The 21584-nt window shown below is 64.6% G+C and carries 20 protein-coding genes; 6 read left to right on the top strand and 14 right to left on the bottom strand.

Annotated features, from left to right (window positions below; all coding sequences use genetic code 11):
• Nucleotides 1–10: 10 nt before the first annotated feature.
• Complete coding sequence (locus tag KIT02_RS12555; protein ID WP_297578192.1) at nt 11–811, top strand: ParA family protein; 801 nt, start codon at nt 11–13, stop codon at nt 809–811.
• Nucleotides 812–820: 9 nt separating this feature from the next.
• A complete protein-coding gene (locus KIT02_RS12550; protein WP_297578190.1) occupies nt 821–1696 on the top strand; it encodes a ParB/RepB/Spo0J family partition protein in 876 nt (291 codons plus the stop codon).
• Nucleotides 1697–1846: 150 nt separating this feature from the next.
• On the opposite strand, the gene holA is transcribed toward KIT02_RS12550, so the two are convergent.
• A complete protein-coding gene (gene holA, locus KIT02_RS12545) occupies nt 1847–2866 on the bottom strand; it encodes a DNA polymerase III subunit delta (protein ID WP_297578188.1) in 1020 nt (339 codons plus the stop codon).
• 3 nt (nt 2867–2869) lie between these two features.
• Nucleotides 2870–5479 carry a leucine--tRNA ligase gene (leuS, locus tag KIT02_RS12540; RefSeq protein ID WP_297578186.1) on the bottom strand — a complete coding sequence of 870 codons (2610 nt, stop codon included), beginning with the start codon at nt 5477–5479 and terminating at the stop codon, nt 2870–2872.
• A 129-nt stretch (nt 5480–5608) separates the two neighbouring features.
• Here leuS and KIT02_RS12535 point away from each other — a divergent pair, with 129 nt between their 5' ends.
• From KIT02_RS12535 to KIT02_RS12525, 3 genes are all read left to right on the top strand, one after another.
• Nucleotides 5609–6292 carry a YggS family pyridoxal phosphate-dependent enzyme gene (locus tag KIT02_RS12535; RefSeq protein WP_297578184.1) on the top strand — a complete coding sequence of 228 codons (684 nt, stop codon included), beginning with the start codon at nt 5609–5611 and terminating at the stop codon, nt 6290–6292.
• Between the two features lie 138 nt (nt 6293–6430).
• Nucleotides 6431–7114 carry a response regulator transcription factor gene (locus KIT02_RS12530; protein WP_297578182.1) on the top strand — a complete coding sequence of 228 codons (684 nt, stop codon included), beginning with the start codon at nt 6431–6433 and terminating at the stop codon, nt 7112–7114.
• Between the two features lie 99 nt (nt 7115–7213).
• The gene (locus KIT02_RS12525; RefSeq protein ID WP_297578181.1) at nt 7214–7672 is read left to right on the top strand and encodes a cyclic nucleotide-binding domain-containing protein; all 459 of its coding nucleotides are present in this window, start codon (nt 7214–7216) and stop codon (nt 7670–7672) included.
• Nucleotides 7673–7916: 244 nt separating this feature from the next.
• Here KIT02_RS12525 and KIT02_RS12520 read toward each other — a convergent pair whose 3' ends face one another.
• The 5 genes from KIT02_RS12520 to KIT02_RS12500 form a co-directional block, all read right to left on the bottom strand.
• Entirely contained in the window at nt 7917–8729 is an 813-nt protein-coding gene (locus tag KIT02_RS12520) for an exodeoxyribonuclease III (RefSeq protein WP_297578179.1), read from the bottom strand.
• Nucleotides 8730–9070: 341 nt separating this feature from the next.
• Nucleotides 9071–9619 (bottom strand): 50S ribosomal protein L19, encoded by a 549-nt coding sequence (gene rplS / locus KIT02_RS12515; protein ID WP_297578177.1) that lies wholly within the window; start codon nt 9617–9619, stop codon nt 9071–9073.
• A 301-nt stretch (nt 9620–9920) separates the two neighbouring features.
• The gene (gene trmD, locus KIT02_RS12510; RefSeq protein ID WP_297578176.1) at nt 9921–10601 is read right to left on the bottom strand and encodes a tRNA (guanosine(37)-N1)-methyltransferase TrmD; all 681 of its coding nucleotides are present in this window, start codon (nt 10599–10601) and stop codon (nt 9921–9923) included.
• Nucleotides 10598–11134: a ribosome maturation factor RimM gene (rimM, locus tag KIT02_RS12505; RefSeq protein WP_297578174.1), complete on the bottom strand. Its 537-nt coding sequence runs from the start codon at nt 11132–11134 to the stop codon at nt 10598–10600. The genes trmD and rimM overlap by 4 nt, the downstream gene beginning before the upstream one ends.
• 185 nt (nt 11135–11319) lie before the next feature.
• Nucleotides 11320–11919 carry a DUF4893 domain-containing protein gene (locus KIT02_RS12500; protein WP_297578173.1) on the bottom strand — a complete coding sequence of 200 codons (600 nt, stop codon included), beginning with the start codon at nt 11917–11919 and terminating at the stop codon, nt 11320–11322.
• A gap of 81 nt (nt 11920–12000) precedes the next feature.
• On the opposite strand from KIT02_RS12500, the gene KIT02_RS12495 reads away from it, so the two are divergent.
• Nucleotides 12001–12300, top strand: coding sequence for a hypothetical protein (locus KIT02_RS12495; RefSeq protein ID WP_297578171.1), 300 nt, complete (start codon nt 12001–12003; stop codon nt 12298–12300).
• Nucleotides 12301–12327: 27 nt separating this feature from the next.
• Here KIT02_RS12495 and KIT02_RS12490 read toward each other — a convergent pair whose 3' ends face one another.
• The 7 genes from KIT02_RS12490 to htpX form a co-directional block, all read right to left on the bottom strand.
• Nucleotides 12328–12753 carry a metallopeptidase family protein gene (locus tag KIT02_RS12490; protein WP_297578169.1) on the bottom strand — a complete coding sequence of 142 codons (426 nt, stop codon included), beginning with the start codon at nt 12751–12753 and terminating at the stop codon, nt 12328–12330.
• 86 nt (nt 12754–12839) lie between these two features.
• Nucleotides 12840–14246, bottom strand: a complete 1407-nt coding sequence (leuC, locus tag KIT02_RS12485; protein ID WP_297578167.1) for a 3-isopropylmalate dehydratase large subunit — start codon at nt 14244–14246, stop codon at nt 12840–12842.
• A gap of 102 nt (nt 14247–14348) precedes the next feature.
• The gene (locus KIT02_RS12480; RefSeq protein ID WP_297578165.1) at nt 14349–15695 is read right to left on the bottom strand and encodes an oligosaccharide flippase family protein; all 1347 of its coding nucleotides are present in this window, start codon (nt 15693–15695) and stop codon (nt 14349–14351) included.
• 147 nt (nt 15696–15842) lie between these two features.
• Complete coding sequence (gene purH, locus KIT02_RS12475) at nt 15843–17426, bottom strand: bifunctional phosphoribosylaminoimidazolecarboxamide formyltransferase/IMP cyclohydrolase (protein ID WP_297578163.1); 1584 nt, start codon at nt 17424–17426, stop codon at nt 15843–15845.
• Nucleotides 17427–17562: 136 nt separating this feature from the next.
• The gene (locus KIT02_RS12470) at nt 17563–19173 is read right to left on the bottom strand and encodes a heparinase II/III family protein (RefSeq protein ID WP_297578161.1); all 1611 of its coding nucleotides are present in this window, start codon (nt 19171–19173) and stop codon (nt 17563–17565) included.
• Nucleotides 19174–19280: 107 nt separating this feature from the next.
• Complete coding sequence (locus KIT02_RS12465) at nt 19281–20582, bottom strand: RsmB/NOP family class I SAM-dependent RNA methyltransferase (protein ID WP_297578159.1); 1302 nt, start codon at nt 20580–20582, stop codon at nt 19281–19283.
• 8 nt (nt 20583–20590) lie between these two features.
• Nucleotides 20591–21574 (bottom strand): zinc metalloprotease HtpX, encoded by a 984-nt coding sequence (gene htpX, locus KIT02_RS12460; RefSeq protein ID WP_297578157.1) that lies wholly within the window; start codon nt 21572–21574, stop codon nt 20591–20593.
• Nucleotides 21575–21584: the final 10 nt, after the last annotated feature.

Here is a 21584-nt window from a genome sequence, read left to right as displayed (position 1 = left end):
GGAGGCCAGTTTGGCACCCCGGATACTGACTTTGGCCAATCAGAAGGGCGGCGTCGGCAAGACCACGACGGCGATCAACCTGGCAACGGCGCTTGCGGCAATCGGCGAGCGGGTGCTGATCGTTGACCTCGATCCGCAGGGCAATGCCTCGACGGGCCTTGGCATTTCGCGCACCGACCGCGCCGTCTCCGCCTATGATGTGCTGGTGGGCGAGGCGAGCGTGCCGCAAGCGGCAATCATGACCAGCGTGCCCAATGTCGCCATCGTGCCCTCGACAATGGACCTGCTCGGCGTCGAGCTCACCATTGCCGACCAGGCCGATCGTGCCTTTAAATTGCGCAATGCCTTCAAAGACTTACATGGGCTGCGCATCAATGAGCAGCCGGTCAGCTATATTCTCATCGACTGCCCGCCCTCATTGAACCTGCTGACGATCAATTCGCTTGTCGCTGCCGACGCCGTGCTCGTGCCGCTGCAATGCGAATTCTTCGCGCTGGAAGGGCTCAGCCAGCTGTTGCAGACGATCGAGCAGATCCGCTCGACGCTCAATCCGCGCCTTTCCATCCAGGGCGTGGTGATGACCATGTTCGACAAGCGCAACAATCTCAGCGAGCAGGTCCTTAACGACGTGCGCAGCGAAATGGGGGACCTGGTCTATGATACGGTCATTCCCCGCAATGTGCGGCTGAGCGAGGCGCCGTCCTACGGCAAGCCGGCTCTGCTTTATGATCTCAAATGTGCCGGCAGCCAGGCCTATCTGCGGCTGGCGACCGAAGTGATTCGCCGCGAGCGGCGGCTGAACGCAGCCTAGGAGCCGATGATGACCGACAAACCAACGCGATTGGGACGGGGCCTTGCGGCGCTGATCGGCGACATGGCGGCCATGGAGGGCGCTCGCGTCACCGAATCGGGGGCCAGCGGCAAGCGGCTGCCGGTCGATTTCATCATCGCCAACCGGGCCAACCCGCGCCGGACCTTTGATGCCGACCAGCTCGAAGAGCTGACCAATTCGATCCGCGAAAAGGGCGTCATGTCGCCGCTGTTGGTGCGGCCGACTGACGACCCCAATATCTTCGAGCTTATCGCCGGAGAGCGGCGCTGGCGGGCTGCGCAGAAGGCGGGCCTGCATGATGTGCCGGTCATCGTGCGCGATGTCGATGACAAGGAAGCGCTCGAGCTCGCGATTATCGAGAACGTGCAGCGCGCCGATCTCAATCCGCTCGAAGAGGCGCTTGGCTATGGTCAGCTGATCGAGCAGTTCGATTATACCCAGCAGGACCTGGCGCAGGTCATCGGCAAGAGCCGTTCGCATGTCGCCAATACCTTGCGCCTGTTGAAACTGCCGGAAGACGTGCGCGGCATGGTAGCTAGCGGTACCCTGACCGCCGGCCATGCCCGCACCCTGATTACCGTCGAGGACCCTGCGGGTCTGGCGCGGCAGATTGTCGATCGCGGCCTTTCGGTGCGCGAAGCCGAGGCCCTGAGCCAGCAGCGCGACGTGCCGAAGCGCCGCCCGGCTTCCGAACCGGCAAGCCGGGATGCCGATACACTGGCGCTGGAGCGGCGGCTTGCCGACGCCCTGGGCCTCACCGTGTCGCTCAACTATGGCGACCGCGGCGGCAAGCTCGAAATCCGCTACAAGACCCTCGAACAGCTGGATGATCTGTGCCAGCGGCTGACCGGTCGGCCGAACTAAGCCTTTGTAAGCGCTGCTGTTCCACGTGAAACGTGCGCGATTTGCGCGCGATGGCGCGGGTTGAATATGCAAAAAGCTGAGGGCTTGCGGCCATCTCCCCAGAGGAGCGAGGGGGCGATGGAGCCGAGGTCGCTGTTCCCGGCAAACGCCCTAATGCGTTGCGGCCATCATGCAGAGGGCGAGGGTGGTGCGGCGGAGCACGGTTTCGGCAAGGGCCGGCTTGCGGCGTGAATCGGACACGGCCTGCAGGAGGCGTTCGGTGGCGACCGCTAGGGCGGCGTCGGACCAGAGCCGCAATTGCTGTTCGAGCGCGCCGATGCGGGAGAAATGCGGTTTTGGGCGCTGGCCATCCAGCACCGCCCGCGCACCCTTGCCGGCATCGACCTCGACCCGCCAGCGGCGCAGATTGGCGAAATGAGTGTTGAGCATGGCCAGCAATTGCTGCGGATTGACATTGGCCGACAGGGCCCGGTTCAGCGCCAGCTCTAGCCGTTCTGCCTGGCCTGAGCCGGTGGCGTCGAGGATGGCGTCGATCGCCAGGGCGCCGTTATCGGCGCAGAGCAGCAGCACGTCCTCGCGCGTCAATTCCTTGCTGGCGGCCGCATAAAGCGAGAGCTTCTCGATCTCCCGCCGCGTGACCTCGCGGTCATTGCCGAGAATATCGCGCAGGGTGGGAATGACGTCGCCATCGATGCGGATACCGGCCTGGTTGAAGCTGTCGCGCATCAGGCTGGCCAGGGTTTCGTCGGTATCGGGATAGCAGGGCAGGGCACGGCCGAGCTTGGCGGCCTCGACCAGGGCACGCAGGGCGTCGCGCGGCGGCAGGTTGTCGGCCTCGAGCACGATGACGGCGCCGCCCGGGTCATCGCGCAGCTCGGTCAGCGGCATGACCAGCGCCTTGGTGGCGTTGCGCACCCGGATGATGCGTTTGCCGCCAAACAGCGAGACCGACCGGGCTTCGAGCACGAGCAGCGAGGGATCGGCGGCCAGTTCAGGCCCGTCGAAAATGGTGACGTCGGCGGCCGCGTCGCCGGCGCCAAAATGCCTGATCAGGCGCTGGGCCGTTTCCCGCACCAGGCCGCCATCCGGGCCATAGGCGAGGAAAATACCCTCGTCCAGGTCCGGGCGGTTGAGAAATCGGGCAACCTCGTGCGCTTTCAGGGCCGCCATCGGTTAGACGACGATATTGACGATGCGATCGGGCACCACGACGATCTTCTTCGGGGTCTTGCCGTCGAGCGCGCGCTGAACGTCTTCAAGCGCGAGGACTTTGGCTTCCACCTCCGATGCGGGCAGGCCCTTGGCCACGGTGATCTCGGCGCGACGCTTGCCGTTGATCTGCACCGGCATGGTGACCTCGTCATCGACCAGCATGGCCGGATCGACATCGGGCCAGGCCGCGTCTGCGGCAAGACCGGTCTTGCCGAGGACTTCCCAGCAACTTTCGGCCAGGTGCGGCATCATCGGGTTGATCAAAAGCACAAGCTTTTCAACGCCTTCCAGCAGCACAGCACGCATTTCCGGCGACGCAGAGCCTTCCCTGGCCTTGGCCAGGGCATTGGTCAGCTCATAGATGCGGGCGACGGCGCGGTTGAAGCCCAGGGCCTCGATGTCCTGCGCCACGCCGTGAACGGCGCGATGAATGGTCTTGCGCAAGGCCAGTGGATTGGTCTTGCCCTGCGATCCAGTCTCTGGAGACTGTTCATTCAATTCGACTGCATCATGCACCAGCCGCCAGACGCGCTGTTGGAACCGGCTGGCGCCTTCGACGCCGGCTTCGGTCCACTGCACATCGCGTTCCGGCGGAGAATCGGAGAGCATGAACCAGCGGGCCGTGTCGGCGCCGTAGCCGGCGACGATCTCGTCGGGATCGACCACGTTCTTCTTGGATTTGCTCATCTTTTCGACGGAGCCGATGGTGATCGGCGCGCCGGTCGTGGCATGGCGGGCGCTGCGGTCGTCGCCATTGGCGTCAATGACCACTTCGGTGGGCGGCACCCATTCGCCTTTTTCCGACTTGTAAGTCTCGTGCGTCACCATGCCCTGGGTGAACAGGCCCTTGAACGGCTCGTCGAGCCCCACATGACCGGTCGCCTTCATGGCGCGGGTGAAATAGCGCGAATAGAGCAGGTGCAGAATGGCATGCTCGATGCCGCCGATATACTGGTCCACCGGCAGCCAGCGATTGGCGACATCGGGGATGGTCGGCGTATCGGCCTGCGGCGCGGTAAAGCGTACGAAATACCAGGAGCTATCGACGAAGGTGTCCATGGTGTCGGTTTCGCGCCGCGCGGCGGCACCGCATTGCGGGCAATGGACGTGTTTCCAGCTCGGATGGTGGTCAAGGGCATTGCCGGGCTTGTCAAAGGTGACGTCCTCGGGCAGGCGCACCGGCAGGTCCTTCTTGGGCACGGGTACGGTGCCGCAGACCTCGCAGTGAATGACCGGTATCGGGCAGCCCCAATAGCGCTGGCGCGAAATGCCCCAGTCGCGCAGGCGATAATTGACCTCGACCTTGCCCTGCGGCTTGCCATCGACCTGGCGGGCGGCAAAGTGTTCGGCAATCCTGGTCTTGGCGTCGTCGATGGAGAGGCCATCGAGAAAGCCGGAATTGTAGATGTGACCAGTGTCAACATAGGCTTCTGTGCCGATGCTGAAGTTTTGCGGATCGGCGCCGGGCGGCAGCACGACCGGGGTGACGGACAGGCCATATTTGCGGGCGAGATCGAGGTCACGCTGGTCATGGGCCGGGCAGCCGAAAATGGCGCCGGTGCCGTAATCCATGAGGATGAAATTGGCGACATAGACGGGCAGGGTCTGGCCGTCGAGAACGGGGTGCTTTACCCGCAAGCCGGTGTCAAAGCCCTGTTTTTCGGCTTTTTCGAGCGTCTCGGTGGCGGTGCCGTGACGGTGGCACTCGGCAACGAATTCGGCCAGGGCCGGATTGCCGGCGGCCAGTTCGCTGGTCAGCGGATGATCGGGCGACAGGCCGATGAATGAGGCGCCGAAAATGGTGTCGGGGCGGGTGGTGAAGACCTCAATGCTCGCGGCGGCGGTGCGGGCGTCCGGCACCATCTCGAACAGAAGGCGCAGGCCTTCGGAGCGGCCGATCCAGTTGCGCTGCATGGTGCGCACCTTTTCGGGCCAGCCGGTGAGGCCATCCAGCGCGTCCAGCAGGTCTTCGGCGACGTCGGAAATCTTAAAGAACCACTGCACCAGCTCGCGCTGTTCGACCGGGGCGCCCGAGCGCCAGCCCTTGCCGTCGATGACCTGCTCATTAGCGAGGACCGTCATGTCCACAGGGTCCCAATTGACCTTGGAACTCTTGCGGGTGACGAGGCCCGCTTCCAGCATGTCGAGGAACATGGCCTGCTGGTGCTGGTAATATTCGGGCGAACAGGTGGCGATTTCGCGCGTCCAGTCGATGGACAGACCCATGGACTTGAGCTGGGCCTTCATCGCCTCGATGTTCTGATAGGTCCAGGCGCCGGGATGGGTCTTGCGCTCGATGGCGGCGTTCTCGGCCGGCAGGCCGAAGGCATCCCAGCCCATGGGGTGCAGCACATTCTTGCCGCGGGCGCGGTGATAGCGGGCCACCACATCGCCCATGGAATAGTTGCGCACATGGCCCATATGGATGCGGCCGGAGGGATAGGGGAACATCTCGAGGACGTAGTAAGGCTCGCGCGGATCGTCATTGGCGGTGACGAAGCTCTTGGCGTCGTCCCAGACCTTTTGCCATTTCGGTTCGCTTTCGCGCGGATTGTAGCGTTCGCCGCTCACTGGATTCGTCCTTAGAGAGATTTTGCAAGTCCGGCGCAAAGGGCGGCGCGGCTTGCGTTTTCGAGGGATTTTGGCTACCGGACCATCATCAGAAAACCCCTATCAGGTCAACAGAAACGGGGCCGGGTCATGGCCGAAGGTGCCGCTGGCGCGCAAACCGCGCTCGAATATATCCGCTCCCGCATCGAGACGGCGCGCCGCCGCTTCGGGCCGCCACCCGAGCAGGTGGAGCTGGTCGCGGTGTCCAAGACCTTTTCAGCCGAGGACATTGCGCCGTTCCTTTTGGCCGGGCAGCGCGTCTTCGGGGAGAACCGGGTGCAGGAGGCCAAGCAGAAGTGGCCAGCGCTACGCGAGCGCTTTCCCGGCCTGCGCCTTCACCTCATTGGTCCGCTGCAGACCAACAAGGCGCGCGAGGCGGTGGCACTGTTCGATGTCATCGAGACGCTCGATCGCGACAAGCTGGCGGGGATCCTTGCCGAGGAAATGGCGCGGGCCGGAAAATCGCTGCCCTGCTTCATCCAGGTCAATATCGGCGGCGAGGCCCAGAAGGCGGGGATTGCGCCGGAAGACGCCGTTGGCTTCGTCCAGCGGTGCCGGGAGGTGCATGGGCTCGACGTGGTGGGGCTGATGTGCATTCCGCCCGACGGCGTGCCGCCGGGGCCTTACTTCGCGCAATTGGCGGGCCTGGCCAGGCAGGCGGGTCTCACGCGTTTGTCCATGGGCATGAGCGGCGACTACGAGACCGCCATTGCCATGGGCGCGACCCAGGTGCGGGTCGGTTCGGCCCTGTTCGGACGCCGGCCGGCAACCTGATCTTGGCCTTGGGTGCAACTTTCCAACTGTTTTTCGCGTTGCTTGCGGTTGAATAACACCGTTGTGATTGGCGGACTCCCAAACCGGTCGCAATCCTGTGACCATGGTCGGCCACGACGAAAAAAACCGGAGAAAACAATGAACAAGCGACACATCCTGGTCGTGGATGACGATTCGGATCTGCGCCAGGTTCTGGTGGACCAGCTTCGGAGCGACCCGGATTTCAGCGTTGTGGAAGCCGGTACCGCCAATGACGCGCTCAAGGCCGTGCGCGAGAACAATGTCGAACTCACCATCATGGATGTGGGCCTGCCGGACATGGATGGCCGCGAGGCCGTCAAACTCATGCGCCAGGAGGGCTACAAGAGCCCGGTGCTGATGCTGACCGGGCACGATACCGATGCCGACGAGATCATGGGTCTCGAGGCCGGCGCCAATGACTATCTGACCAAACCCTTCCGCTTTCCGGTGCTGCTGGCCCGCATCAATGCCGCGCTGCGCCAGCGCGACCAAAGCGAGGACGCCGTCTTCACCATCGGCCAGTACAGCTTCCAGCCGGCCGCCAAGACGCTGGAAACCAATGACGGCAACAAGGTTCGCCTGACCGACAAGGAAACCTCGATCCTCAAATATCTCTATCGCCAGGGTCCCAAGACCATCACGCGCGACGTGCTGCTCAAGGAAGTCTGGGGCTACAATAACCGGGTGACGACGCATACGCTCGAAACCCATATCTATCGGCTCCGCCAGAAGATCGAGCGCGATCCCTCCAATGCGCGCCTCTTGGTCACCGAGGATGGTGGCTACCGCCTCGTGCCATAAACGGGACAAGGTCTTTCAATTCCTGCCCGTTGTGACTTATAGCTGTGCCGAGCCGCCCGGACTGCGCGGGCGGCAGCGGCACAGATGGGTCAGGCGCGCATGAGAATGGATGACGCGGCCGGGGTATTGGCCCAGGCCGACTTTTTCGACATCTGTGACGATGAACAGCTCCGCATGCTGGGTTTTGCCGGGGACCGCCAGCATTTCGCGGCCGATGCGATCATTTACAAGGCCGGGGACACACCCACGGGCGCCTTCGTTCTGATCGAGGGCACGGTCAAGGCGCGGCACGAGGGCGCCGAGGCCGGCAAGCCCTATGCCCTGAGCGAGCCGGGCAGCGTCATCTCCCCCACAGCCCTCATCATCGACAAGCCGCGCCCGGTGACGTTCAGCGCCGTCACCGATTGCGAATTGCTGTTCGTGCCGCGCCACGCCTTTCTCAAATTGGCGCGCCAGAGCCCGGAACTGGCGGCACGGGCCGCCCAGCGCATCCAGCAGGACCTTGGCACCTATATGCATGCCCTGGAGCCGCTCCGAGGCCGGATGAAGGGCGCCTGAGGGGCGTGTTTTTCGGGTCTGCGGGTTTTGGATCTGGCGGGACTTGGCCATCGGATCAGGTCCGGGGGCAGCACCATGGGCCGGGCAGTTTCGGATAGAGCGCGCTTCCCCTATGTCATTCCCGCGAAAGCGGGAATCTATGGTCCCCGAAACATCAAAACAGGGGTTCCCGCTTTCGCGGGAATGACTGCGTGGGGAAAAGGCGGGGTAACGTCCCGGAAGGAACGGAACGGATTGTGGCGCCCTAGGCCCGGGCAAACCGGGCTATGACCGGCACGTGGTCGGATGGCTTGTCGGTCCAGCCGCGGGCGGGGCGGATTATTTCGGCGCCGACCGAGCGTTCGGCGACATCGGCGGTGGACCAGATATGGTCGAGGCGCCGGCCCTTGTCGGCAAGGTCCCAATTGGCGCTGCGATAGCTCCACCAGGAATAGAGTTTGATGTCATGGGGCACATGCTTGCGCACCAGGTCCGTCCAGCCATGCCCGCCGGTCAACAGGGCGTTGAGACGCTCGGTTTCCTGAGGCGTATGGCTGACGATCTTGAGCAATTGCTTGTGGCTCCACACATCGTTTTCGTGCGGCGCGATGTTGAAATCGCCGGCGATCAGGTGGCCGCGCTGGAATACCGGTTCGGAGAACCAGGTCTTGAGCTCGTCGAGAAAGCCCAGCTTGTGTTTGAACTTCGGGTTGAGTTCGGGGTCCGGCTCGTCGCCGCCGGCGGGAATGTAGAAATTGTGCAGCGTGAAGGGCCCGTGGCCCAGGTCGACCAGCGCCGAGACATGGCGCGATTCGGGGATTTCGCAGAACACCCGGCTCGCGACCTCGGTCAGCGGGAATTTCGAGACGATGGCGACGCCGTGATAGCCCTTCTGGCCGTGGACGGCCATGTGCGGATAGCCCGCCTCGATGAAGGCATTGCGGGGAAACTGGTCATTGGTGCACTTGATCTCCTGCAGCATCAGCACGTCGGGCTGATACTGGGCCAGGAAATCCAGCACCATGGGCAGGCGCAACCGGACCGAATTGATGTTCCAGGTGACGATGGAATGGGTCATTTGGGTGTCCGGGATTGCGTTGAGGCAGGCAGGGCTTTCTTATCGCCAAGCCCGGCGCGGGGGTAAAGCCGGAAATGGCGCTCGCGGTCAGGATGCTGACGGGAAGTGGCAGGGGCCGCGTTGATGGGTCGAGCGTGTGACGGGTCTGGCGATGCCGGGAACGGGGCCGATGCTTCGTGCCATTCGAGCGTAGAGCGGTTCACCAACGAGCTGGTCTATCGCCTTCATCGCCCCCTCTCCCCTCAGGGGATAAGGGAAGGGGTGAAGTTTCACGTGAATCCACCGGCAAACAAAAAAGCCCGGCGCGATGGCCGGGCTTTTCGATGCGATGAGCTGGGCTCTTATTCGCTCTTGGCTTCGCCTTCGGCGGCAGCGGCCTGTTCAGCGGCGGCAGCAGCGGCTGCGGCTTCCGCGTCCTTGGCGGCCTGCTCGGCGGCAAAGGCCTCGGCAGCGGCGACCTTCTCAGCTTCACGGGCTTCGCGGGCGGCCTGGGCGGCAGTGCGCTCGGCGTCCTGGATCTTCTTGGTACGCGAATTGGTCGATTCGAAAATACGGGCCGACTTACCGCGACGATCGCGCAGGTAGTAGAGCTTGGCGCGACGGACCTTACCGCGCTTGATCACTTCCACCGAAGCGATATTGGGCGAGTAGATCGGGAAGACGCGTTCCACGCCTTCGCCATAGGAAATCTTGCGGACCGTGAAGCTTTCCATGATGCCGCCGCCGGAGCGGGCAATCACGACGCCTTCATAGGCCTGCAGGCGTTCCTTGTCGCCTTCGCGAATCTTGACCCAGACCTTGACGGTATCGCCATGGGTGAATTCGGGGAGGTCGCGCTTGGCGGCGAGCTCGGCAACGTGCTCGGCATTGAGCTGTTCGATAATGTTCATGTTCGATCCGTTCGATCTTTTCATAGGAGCGATTCTCGGGGTTTTTCGACCCCGTCGCCCGGTCTTGGTTGGTAACGGAAGGGCAGTCTTCTTGGTTTTTTGCGCGCCGGGTCCGAAACGCCCACGCAGCGATGGGCGGCTCATAGGGGAAAATTGGCCGGGAGTCTAGGGGTTTTGGGCCGGCGCGCGGCAGAGACCTCACCCTGAGCTTGTCGAAGGGCGAGGTCGTGGTGAGGTGCGCCCGACCTCGTGGTTCGACAGGCTCACCATGAGGTCTCAAGACGCTCTTCGTGCTGATCACCTATTTCAACAGGTCCGGTCGCCTCGCCCTGGTAAGCGCAACCGATTGTTGGTGCCGCCATTTGGCGATCCTGCCGTGGTCGCCCGAGGTGAGCACCGCGGGAATCTCCGTGCCCTCGAAACTTTGCGGCCGCGTATAGTGCGGATATTCGAGCAGGCCATTTTCAAAGCTCTCCTCGTCGCGGCTGTCGAGCGCGCCGAGCACGCCGGGAATGAGCCGCACCACGGCTTCCAAGAGCACCATGGCCGCGACTTCCCCGCCCGCCAGCACATAGTCGCCGATGGAGATCTCCTCGAGATTGCGGGCATCGATGACGCGCTGGTCGACGCCCTCGAAACGTCCGCAGACAATGACGGCGCCGGGGCCGGTGGCCAGGGCATGGGCGCGGGCCTGGGTCAGGGGCCTGCCGCGCGGCGACATCAGGATGCGCGGGCGCGGATCGTCCTTAGGGGCCACGGTGTCGATGGCTTTGGCCAGGATATCGGGCTTGAGCACCATGCCGGCGCCGCCGCCTGAAGGTGTGTCGTCGACGGTGCGATGCCGGTCCTTGGCAAAATCGCGCAATTGGGTGGCCTCAAGCGACCACAGCCTGTCGGCAAGGCCGCGGCCCAGGACCGAGGCGCCCAGCGGCCCCGGAAACAGTTCGGGGAAGAGGGTGATGATATGGGCCGAAAAACTCAATCGGGTTCTTCCTCGCCGGGATCGGCATCGAGCGGCGGGGCGATCACCAGATAGCCATCGGCAATGCGAATGGTGGGCACGACGGCCTTGGTGAAGGGATAAAGGAAGGTGTCGCCGGAGCGCGGATCGCGCACTTCGATGAGGTCGCCGGCGCCATAATTGTGCAGGGCATGGACGGCGCCGATGCTGACGCCGTTTTCGAGCCTTGCATCGAGGCCGATGAGATCGGCGTGGTAGAAATCCTCGTCATCCTCATGCTCCGGCAGGCTGTCGCGGCTAACGAACAGCGATACGCCATTGAGCGCCTCGGCGGCATTGCGATCGCCGATGCCCTTGAGGCGGGCGATGAGCACGTTCTTGTTGAGGCGGGCGGATTGGATGGTGATGGTGAGGCCCGGCCGGTCGGTGGCCAGCGGGCCATAATCGGCAATGGCCTCGGGATCCTGGGTGTGCGAGGTGATGCGCACCTCGCCCTTGATACCATGGGCGGCCCCGATCGTGCCCAGGAGAATGGTCTTTGTGGTCTCGGCCATGCGCGCGCCCTAATATGCCTCTTCGCCATTCCTGCTCTAGAGCATTTCTCGTTCTGATTGAATCAGAACGAGTGCTCTAGATTATTGATTTGTCACGTTTTCGATCCTTGGGTCGGAGCCCGAGGAGAAAAGTGGTGTCCACTTCTCCTGAAAACGCTCTAGCAGGCGTGCGCCCAGGCTCCAAGTCAGTCTGCCGGAACCAGTTCGATGACGTCGTGGACGGATTCGAACAGCGGCGCGGGCAGTTCGAGCCGATAGCTGGTGATTTCGTCGCCGGGCGCACGGTAGATGCAGCCGACCTGATTGCGCTCGGCATCGGCATTGTAGGCCATGGGCCCTTCATTGCCGTAGTGCAGGGCGCCGCGATAAAACACTGCCCCTTCGAGGGGATAGAGCGTGCCGGAAAAGCGCTGGCTGCCAGTGGTCTTGTCGATGCGGGTGCCGCCTTCGGACACTGAGCATGCAAAAAAGCCATAGACGGTGAGCGGCAGGATGCCGCCCATCTTGATGGTGCGGCAGCGATAGGCCCCATCGGGTATGGCCTCGATCGCCCCGTCCCCGTTGGAAAACAGCGTCGAGACGGCCCTGCGGTCGATTTCGGCCGGTGACAACAGGGCGGCGGACAGGCCACGGCTGCGCGACACCAGAAAATCGCTCATGCGGGCGCTGTCGGGGGCAGAGATCTCGGCTGTTTCGGGCGGCTGGCAGGCGATGGCGGACACCGGCTGGCTGGCCAGAAGCCCGGCCAGGGCCATGGCCACGATGGGACGGGACTGAAACTGCATGCCGGGCCTCCTGATCCTGTTTGCCCGAGGAACCTTGCACGCGCCCATGGCTTTCTCAAGGACATGACAGAGGAGGCCCACATGTCCAAGACACTGACCGACCGCGATGCCATCCGCGAATGGGTGATCGCCCGGGGCGGCAATCCGGTGCTGATGGAGGTGCCCGGCGGCACGACATCCCGCACCGTGCTGCAATTGTCCTTCGGGCAGGAAATCCTCAATGCCGACGCCAATCAGGGGCCGGATCGGCTGGGCGGGTTTCAGCTCGTGGGCTGGGACGAGTGGTTCACCGCCCTCGAAGAGGGCAATCTGGCGCTGCTGGTCTCCGACGATCCGGCGGGCGGCAATGAAGCGGAATACAATTTCGTCGAGCGCGAGTAGGCGTCGCGCCATCGCAAAGAGGGCGGTTCAGCCGTTTTCCTCGGCATCGGCGGCGGCTTCGAGCGCCTCCATGTCCTCGTCGGAAAAGCCGAAGTGGTGGCCGAGTTCGTGGATCAGCACATGGGTGACGATTTCGCCCAGCGTGTTGTCGTCGTGCTCGGCCCAGTAGTCGAGAATGGCGCGGCGATAGAGGAATACCGTGTTGGGCAATTGCCCGGTCTGGGGCACGGCCCCGTCTTCGGTGAGGCCGATGCCGTGAAACAGGCCCATGAGCTCGAACGGGCTCTCCATGCCGAAGCCTTCGAGCACATCGTCTTCGGCGTATTCGGCCACCGAACAGGTGACGTCGGCCGCGAGCCCCTTGAAGGGCTCGGGCAGGTCCTTGAGCGCCTGAGTGGCCAATGCCTCGATGTCGTCGAGGGTGGGTGCAAAGGCTTTTGACCAGTCCGTCATGCCACGACCTCGTGGTTCGACAGGCTCACCATGAGGTCTCTACCGTGTCGAGTGGTCAGCATCGGCGCCTGTGAGGACCGGGCTTGTCAGCGCCACTCGCGGATATCGACGAAGTGGCCGGCAATGGCAGCGGCTGCGGCCATGGCGGGGGACACGAGGTGGGTGCGGCCCTTGAACCCCTGGCGGCCTTCGAAATTGCGATTGCTGGTCGAGGCGCAGCGCTCTTCAGGCTTGAGCTTGTCCGGGTTCATGGCCAGGCACATCGAGCAGCCCGGCTCGCGCCATTCGAAGCCGGCATTGATGAACACCTTGTCGAGCCCCTCGGCTTCGGCCTGTTCCTTGACCAGGCCCGAGCCCGGCACGACCATGGCCGAGACATGGGCGGCGACCTTGCGGTCGCCGATCACGGCGGCGGCGGCTCGCAGGTCTTCGATACGGCCATTGGTGCAGGAGCCGATGAACACCTTGTCGAGCTTGATGTCGGTGATCGGGGTGCCGGGCTTGAGCCCCATATAGTCGAGCGCACGCTGCTTGCTGGCGCGCTTGGTCTCGTCGGCAATGTCGGCCGGATTGGGCACAACGCCCTGCACCGAGATCACGTCTTCGGGCGAGGAGCCCCAGGAGACGATCGGCGGCAGTTTGGCGGCATCGAGGATGACGACCTTGTCGTAATGGGCGCCCTCGTCGGTATAGAGGGTCTTCCAATTGTCGAGCGCCATGTCCCAGGCCTGGCCCTTGGGGGCGCGCGGCCGATCCTGGACATAGGCAAAAGTCTTGTCGTCCGGGGCGATGAGGCCGGCGCGGGCGCCGCCTTCGATGGTCATGTTGCAGACCGTCATGCGGCCTTCCATGGAAAGCGAGCGGATGGCTTCGCCGGCAAATTCGATGACGTGGCCGGTGCCGCCGGCCGTGCCGATTTCGCCGATGATGGCAAGGATGATGTCCTTGGCGGTGACGCCTTCGGGCAGTTGCCCGTCGACGCGCACCAGCATGTTCTTGGCCTTCTGCTGGATCAGCGTCTGGGTGGCCAGAACGTGTTCGACCTCGGAGGTGCCGATGCCATGGGCCAGCGCGCCGAACGCGCCGTGGGTCGAGGTGTGGCTGTCGCCGCAGACGATGGTCATGCCGGGCAGGGTAAAGCCCTGTTCGGGACCCACGATATGGACGATGCCCTGACGACGGTCGAACGGGTCATAATATTCGATGCCGAAATCGCGGGTGTTTTCGGCCAACGTTTCGATCTGGATGGCGCTGTCGGGATCGGGATTGGGCAGGGAGCGGTCGGTGGTGGGCACATTGTGGTCGACCACGGCCAGGGTCCGTTCGGGATGACGGACCTTGCGGCCGTTCATGCGCAGCCCTTCGAAGGCCTGGGGGCTGGTCACTTCGTGCACCAGGTGCCGGTCGATATAGAGCAGGCTCGTGCCGTCCTCGTTGTTCTGGACCAGATGGTCGTCCCAGATCTTGTCGTAGAGCGTGCGGGCCTTGGTCATTTCCATATTTCCGGCTGGAATGAAGTTTGGACTGGTTCTAAGCCCAAGCCGGGCCGGGGGTCAAGCGGAACCGTACTCGCGGGTACGGTTTGCCGGCCCCGGTCAGGCCGGGCTGGAGCGGGGGATGGCCAGGGCACCGAAGAGGCTGGTGTCGAGGCCGATGCGGAACCGGCACCAGAGCGCGATCACGATCTGCGCCAGGATGCGGGCGCTCATATTGACCAGGGCGGCGCCGACCACGCCCCAGACGGGGATCACGACGATCTGGACGAGGAAGCCGACCAGCATGATCGAGCCGAAGAGGCCCGCATAGGCGCGCTCATGCCCGGTCATCATCATCACGATCTTGGAAGGGCCGGTGGCCGCGTCGAACAATAGGCCAAAGGCCAGCAGCACCAGCACCAGCCAGCCCTCGGCATAGTAGGGGCCGAACAGGGACAGCACCGTTTCCCCGAACAGCGCGAAGCCGGCAAAGATGGCCAGCGAGAAGATGAAGCCGGCCCAGGCGCAGAGCGCCGTGACCGCCTGGGCCAGGCGCAATTGTCCGGCGTGATAGTGTTCGGCCACCATGGGCGCGATCACCAGTTCGATGGCGAAGGTGAACAGCGTCATCAGCCCGGCGGTGCGGAAGGCGTTGAAATAAAGGCCCGAGCTTTCGAGGTCGAGCATGAGGCCGACCAGGATGACGTCGGCATTGAGGGTGGCGGTTTCTATCAGCGCGCCGATCAGCAGCCAGCGGCTGAGATTGCCCCACGCCTTGCGGTGCCCGGGCACCGGGGCCAGCGATGGCTGAATGACATAGCCGTGCCGGTCCGCCACCCGCATCTGCAGGATCAGCATGCCCATGAGCAGCGCGGCCGAGAGGACAAGCGCATCTGGACCGCTGAGGGCGACGCCCAGCCCGGCCAGGGCGAGGGCGATGAGCGGCAGGGCCAGTCGCCAGAAGATGTCGCGCGGCAGGAGCGCGGTCCAGAGCGAGCCCTGGGCCCGCAGGGCCGAGGAATTGTACTCGGCCAGCGCCATGGGCAGGATCAGGAAGGCGGCGCCGAACAGGTGGTTGACGGTCTGGTCAGCGGGCAGGAAGGGCAGGGCCATGACGGCGCCGAGGCAGAGGAGCGCTGTCGTGGCCAGCCCGCCCATGATGGTCAGGGCCGAACCGGCCCTGATGCTGTCATTGGCGCCTTGCGGATTGCCGGCGCCGCGGAACTGCGCCCAGAGGCGCAGGACGGCCATGGGCTGCCCGAGGGCGGCGAGAATGGCGAGCACGGTTGCGAGCGCCAGCCCGAAGGCGAAATGGCCATATTCGTCGGCCGTCTGGGTCCGCGACAGCACCACATAGGTGAGATAGGTCAGCCCGGCCGTGGCAATCTTGATGCCCAGCGAAGCCACGGAGCGGGCAAGCCCCTTCTGCAGCAGGCTGCTGAGATCGGTCGGAACAGTCAGGCGCATGGCCATGCCTCAAACACCGCGCGACGCATCGCGGCATCCTCATCATGGCACGACCTCTCTCAAGAAGCCCTTACTTGCACATCCCGAAACAATTACATTTCGGTAATCTTGGCGCCCCGGACCGCGAGTGGCCCCTGCCAAGACGCATCAATGACGGAAATGGCGCATTCCGGTCATGACCATGGCGATGCCGGCCTTGTCGGCGGCGGCGATGACCTCGTCGTCGCGCATGGAGCCGCCCGGCTGGATGACGGCGGTGGCGCCGGCTGCGACCAGGGCTTCAAGACCATCTGCGAAGGGGAAGAAGGCGTCCGAGGCGACGACCGAGCCTTCGGTCAACGCGCCTTCGATCCCGGCCGCCTGGGCGGCGTCTATGGACTTGCGATGGGCGACGCGGGCCGAATCCACGCGGCTCATCTGCCCGGCGCCGATGCCGGCAGTGGCGCCATCCTTGACATAGATGATGGCGTTGGACTTGACGTGCTTTGCCACCTTCGCCGCCAGTTTGAGGTCGACCAGTTCCTGTTCGGTCGGCTGGCGCTTGCTCACCACCTTGAGGTCGCAATCATCGACATTGCGGTTGTCGCGGCCCTGCACCAGCAGGCCCCCGGCGACGGATTTGACCATGAGGCCATCGGCCTTGGGGTCGGCGACGCCGCCGGTCAGCAGTAAGCGCAGGTTCTTCTTGGCCGCAATGATGTCCTGGGCCTCCGGCGTGGCCGAGGGGGCGACGATCACTTCGGTGAACACCTTGACGATTTCGGTCGCCGTTGCGGCGTCGATCTCGCGATTGGTGGCGACGATGCCGCCAAAGGCCGAGACCGGATCGGTGCGCAGCGCCTTCAAATAGGCGGTCCTGAGATCACCGGCCACGGCGACGCCGCAGGGATTGGCGTGCTTGATGATGGCAACAGCGGCGGTTTCGGCCGGATCGAATTCGCTCACCAGCTCGAAGGCGGCGTCGGTGTCGTTGATATTGTTGTAGGAGAGCGTCTTGCCCTGAACCTGGGTGGCGGTGGCAACGCCGGGGCGATCTTCGCCGGTCTTGTAGAAGCCGGCCCATTGATGCGGGTTTTCGCCATAGCGCATGACTTCGCTCAAGGTGCCGGCAAAGCTGCGGTAGTTGACATCGGCAAAGTCGATTTCGCGCGCGAACCAGCTCGAGATGGCGCTGTCATAGGCGGCGGTGCGGGCATAGGCCTTGGCGGCAAGGCGCTGGCGCATCTCAAACGGGATACCGCCGGCCCTGATGGCCTCAAGAATGGAAGGATAATCGGCAGGATCGACGACGACGGTCACGAAAGCATGGTTCTTGGCCGCCGAGCGCACCATGGCCGGACCGCCGATATCGATATTCTCGATGATCTCGTCATAGCTGGCGCCGGAGGCGACGGTCTTTTCGAACGGGTAGAGATTGACGGCGACGAGATCGATGGGGCCGATCTCGTGGGTGTCCATCGACGCCTGGTGTTCGGGATTGTCGCGCACGGACAACAGTCCGCCATGGACCTTGGGATGCAGCGTCTTGACGCGGCCATCCATCATTTCGGGAAAGCCGGTGAGATCGGAAATGTCCCGCACGGTGAGGCCAGTCTCGCGGATCAGCCGGTGCGTGCCGCCGGTGGATACCAGCTCCACCCCGGCCTCGGACAGGCCCCTGGCAAAATCGGCCATGCCGGATTTGTCGAAAACCGAAAGCAGTGCCCGCCCGACCTGTACCGTCTTGCCCATGGGTATGTGTCTCGCCGTCAATGGAGGAATTTGACCGGCTCGCTAGCACGATGCGCGCCAAAGGCCAATCGCTTTGCGGACATGGCAGGCAGAAACGGGTGCAAAGCGGCGCCGAAGGGCCGATTGCGACACGCGGCTATTGTTCGCGCGTGAAAATCCAGGCGACTTCGGTGGTGGCGCCGATATCGGCTTCCAGCACCAGCTGGCGGGAGCGGTGGAACCCCAGATAAGCCGACTGGCGGACACTGTCGTCCTCGCGGAAACCGGCGCCCTCCCAGAGAAAACTCCACACCGTGCCATCGGGCACGAAGAGCCGGGCAATGCTCTCGCCGCTGGTGCGGCGGATCTTGACGCCCGGCGCCAGGTGAAAGCGGATGGCCAAGTGCCCATTGGGCTCGCCCTGGGCCAGGATGCGGTCCTGCCCGACCAGGGTCTGGCCTTCGGACAGAAGAGTCAGCCGCCGTTCGATCTCGGCGCCATATTTGCCGGCATAGCCGTGGGTAGTCAGGGCCAGCATGTGCTCAGCAGGGTCGAGCGTCATGGCAGGTTCCGGCCGGCGGCGCAGGCGCGCAGGGTCCGGGTCCTCGGCATCGAGCGTGGGCGATGAATGGGCGATGCCCTGGCGGAACAGAGCCCGGCTTTCCGGCAGGTCGGACGGCGCCGGTCCGCAGGAGCCCACTATCAGCTCGCGCCCATGGGCAAATTCGAAGCCGAGGCCGCCGGCATGGGCTTCGGTGTCGAAGCCGGGTGGCGGGCGCTGGCCGCCATCGGCAATGACCACCGTCTCGCCGGAGCGCAGGATGCCGTAGCCGCCCATGAGCTGCGACCGGCGGGGCGCCGATGGGCCATTGGCCTGCACGGCCACCAGCACATCATGGGGCACCTGGCCGCAGCCATTGAAATAGACCGGCTCGCCGCTCGACAGGGTCAGGGCATCGAGCGCCTCGTGCATGCGGTCGATGCGGTTGGTCAGCTGCGACAGGGCGGCGCTGCCATGCCGGCCGGTGGCGCGGCGCAGGCTGGCCAGTTCGGTCAGCAGCGCCAGTTGCAGGCGCGGATTGCGCGACAGGTGCAGCCCGTCGCTGTCGAGCTGGCGGGCGAGGATGGCATCGAGCCGCTCGATCAGCGGATCGGGATTGGGCACGTCGGCGACATTGCACAATTCGGCGCCCAACAGGCCCATTGCGGCAAAGAGCTCTTCGGCGGGCTCGGCGGCCAGGGGGCCGCGCACCCTCAGGCTCTGCACCTGGGCACCGATGCTGCGCTGGATGGTCCGGGCCTGGTCCTGGGTGGCGCCATCGAGCACCAGGGTCAGGTGGCGCAACCAGTTGAGGACGCGCTGGGCGGTGAGGGTCAGGGTCCAGCTGTCATGTTCGAACTGACCTTCGCGGCCGATCCAGTCCAGCACCAGGGTGCGGGCAAAGAGCTTTTCGCCGGAGTCGCGGACGTCGCGGAAATGGCGCAGCCAGGAGAAGGACTGCAGGTTGTTCCACCAGTCGGGGTGATCGACATCGAGCGCGAAGGGCGAGGTGCCGCCGGTTTCGAACAGCTTTGAGGCCAGGAGGTACCGGCCGGTCATCATCTCGCGCACCGCTTCGCGGTCGGCGGGGCGGAAATCGGGCAGGTCGCCGGCAAAGACGTGGTCCGACTGGCCGCGCCAGGTCCAGCGCAGGAGCGGCATGGTGACGAGGCCATCGGCGAGACCGAGGGCCAGCGTCCGCCCGGCGCCAAGCAGCCGGCCGCTCATGAGACGGCCTCCCGGTCTGTCGCTGTTGCGCCGGGGGCGCGAGCGGTCACCTTCACCAGATCAATCCTTTTTGACGATGCCTTCCCCGCATCGTCTTCACGAAGCCTTTACCGCGTTCGCTGGAAACGCGCCACGAAGAAGCCGTCCATTCCACCGTCAATGCCATGGGGCGCGAGGCCGGGATGGCAGCGCAGCGTGCCGGCCGGGGTTATGGCGGCCTCAAGGCCAGGCAGCTCGTCGGCCACAATCGGCATGAGGGCCAATTCGGGCAGGGCGCCGAGGGCCCATTCGGCCATGTGCTCGCCCTCGTCGGGCTCCAGCGAGCAGACGGCATAGATGAGGGTGCCGCCGGGCGCCAGACAGCGATAGGCATTGGCCAGAAGCGCCTGTTGCAGGCGCACCCGTTCGGCGATGCCGCGGGCCGAGCGCTGCCAGAGCACTTCAGGGTGGCGGCGAAAGGTGCCGGTGGCCGAGCAGGGGGCGTCGAGCAATACCCCGTCAAAGGGCTTTGTGGGGCCGAATGTGGCGGCGTCGGCCTCGATGACGGTTGGCTGATAGCCGAGGCGGTCCATGTTGGCGCGCAGCCGCTCAAGCCGGGCGGCGTCGGCGTCCAGCGCCGTCACCACATAGCCGGCCTTGAGCAATTGCGCCGTCTTGCCGCCCGGAGCGGCACAGAGGTCGAGCACCTCGGCACCCTTGGAGAGGTTGAGGAGGCGCGCCGGCAGGGCCGAGGCCGCATCCTGCACCCAGAAGCGGCCGGCATCGTAGCCCGGCAGCGCCTCCACCGGCCGGTCGCGGCTTTCGAGCCGCACCGAATCGGCGATCAGCGGCGTCGCGCCAAGGGCTTCGATCAGGTCGGGGTCATTGTCGCGCAGGGTGAGGTCGAGCGGCGCGCCGGAAATCAGGGCCTGCTCGAAGGCGGCGATGGCGTCCGCGCCATATTGGTCCTGCCAGGCCTGGGCGACTTCGGCGGGCAGCAGGAGGCTTTCATCCATGAGGCCATAGCGGGCCGAATTGGACTGCGCCTTGCGCAGAACCGCATTCATCAGCCCGGTCAGATGCCGGGCCTTGGGATCGCGGCGGATGGCTTCGACGGCGAGGAACAGGGCGCTGTGGGCACCCAGGTCGGGCAGGAAAACCAGTTGCGCCAGGCTGAGGCGCAGCACGGCCTCAAAGCTGCCCGAGCGCGGCGGCAGGCCCTTTTCGAGCAGTTCGGCGATCATGGCATTGATCTGGCCCTGGCGGCGCAGGGCGGTGGTCACCAGCCGGTTGGCCAATGCCCGGTCCCGCCCGTCGGGCATGTCGTGGGCCGACAGGGGGGCAAAATGATCGCCGCCCAGAACGGATTTCAGGCGCTGGGCGGCGGCAAGGCGGAGCTTGAGCCCCGCCGGATCGGTTTTCTTGGTCACGCTCGGTTCTAACCCCAGGGACCGCGCGCTCCGCCATCGTCTTCGGTGCGCCCCACGGTCGGTACCCGCCAGCCACCGCCATTGTCGCGGCCGGAGGAAACGGGGCGCGGGCGGGGTTCGGGACGGCGCCCCTTATCGTCCACACGCATCTCGGCGGCAAGCCTTTGCAGGGCGGCAATGCGGTTGCCGGTATCGGGATGGGTCGAGAACAGGTTGTCCATGCGCTGCCCGGAGAGCGGATTGACGATATACATATGCGCCATGGCCGGATTGCGCTCGGCCGCGACATTGACCTGGCGGCCGGCGAGCGTGGCGATCTTGTTGAGCGCCGAGGCCAGGGCGAGCGGATCGCCTGCGATCATGGCGCCATCCTTGTCGGCTTCGTATTCGCGCGTCCGGCTCACCGCCATCTGCACGATCATGGCGGCGACGGGGGCCAGGAACACCATGAGTAATGCGCCGATGCCGCCCAAGGGATTGTCGCGATTATTGCCGCCGCCGAAGAACAGCCCGAACTGCGCCAGCGCCGAAATCGCACCGGCGAGAGTAGCCGTAATGGTCATGGTCAGGGTGTCGCGGTTCTTGATATGGGCAAGCTCGTGCGCCACGACGCCGGCGACTTCGCGTGTATCGAGCTGGCGCAAGAGGCCCGAGGACACTGCCACGGCGGCATTGGACGGATCGCGGCCGGTGGCGAAGGCATTGGGCTGGTCGGTCTCGATGACATAGACAGCGGGGGTCGGAATGCCGGCGCGCTGGGACAGGGTATCGACCATGTCGTAGAGTTCGGGCGCGCGGGAGCGCTCCACCGGGACGGCGTTCTGCATGCGCAGCACCATCTTGTCCGAGTTCCAGTAGGCGAACAGGTTGGTGACGGCTGCAAAGCCCAGCGCCAGAAGCATGCCGCCGGTGCCGCCGATGAAATAGCCCACCACCATGAAGAGCGCGGTCATGCCCGCGAGCAGGACAAAGGTGCGGAAGGCATTGAACATGATGTCTAAC

This window comes from Devosia sp. (assembly GCF_025809055.1).
In the GTDB taxonomy this organism is placed as follows: Bacteria; Pseudomonadota; Alphaproteobacteria; order Rhizobiales; family Devosiaceae; genus Devosia.
The sequence above is the reverse complement of the archived record's forward strand: the minus strand, read 5'-3'. Positions and strand labels throughout refer to the sequence as shown.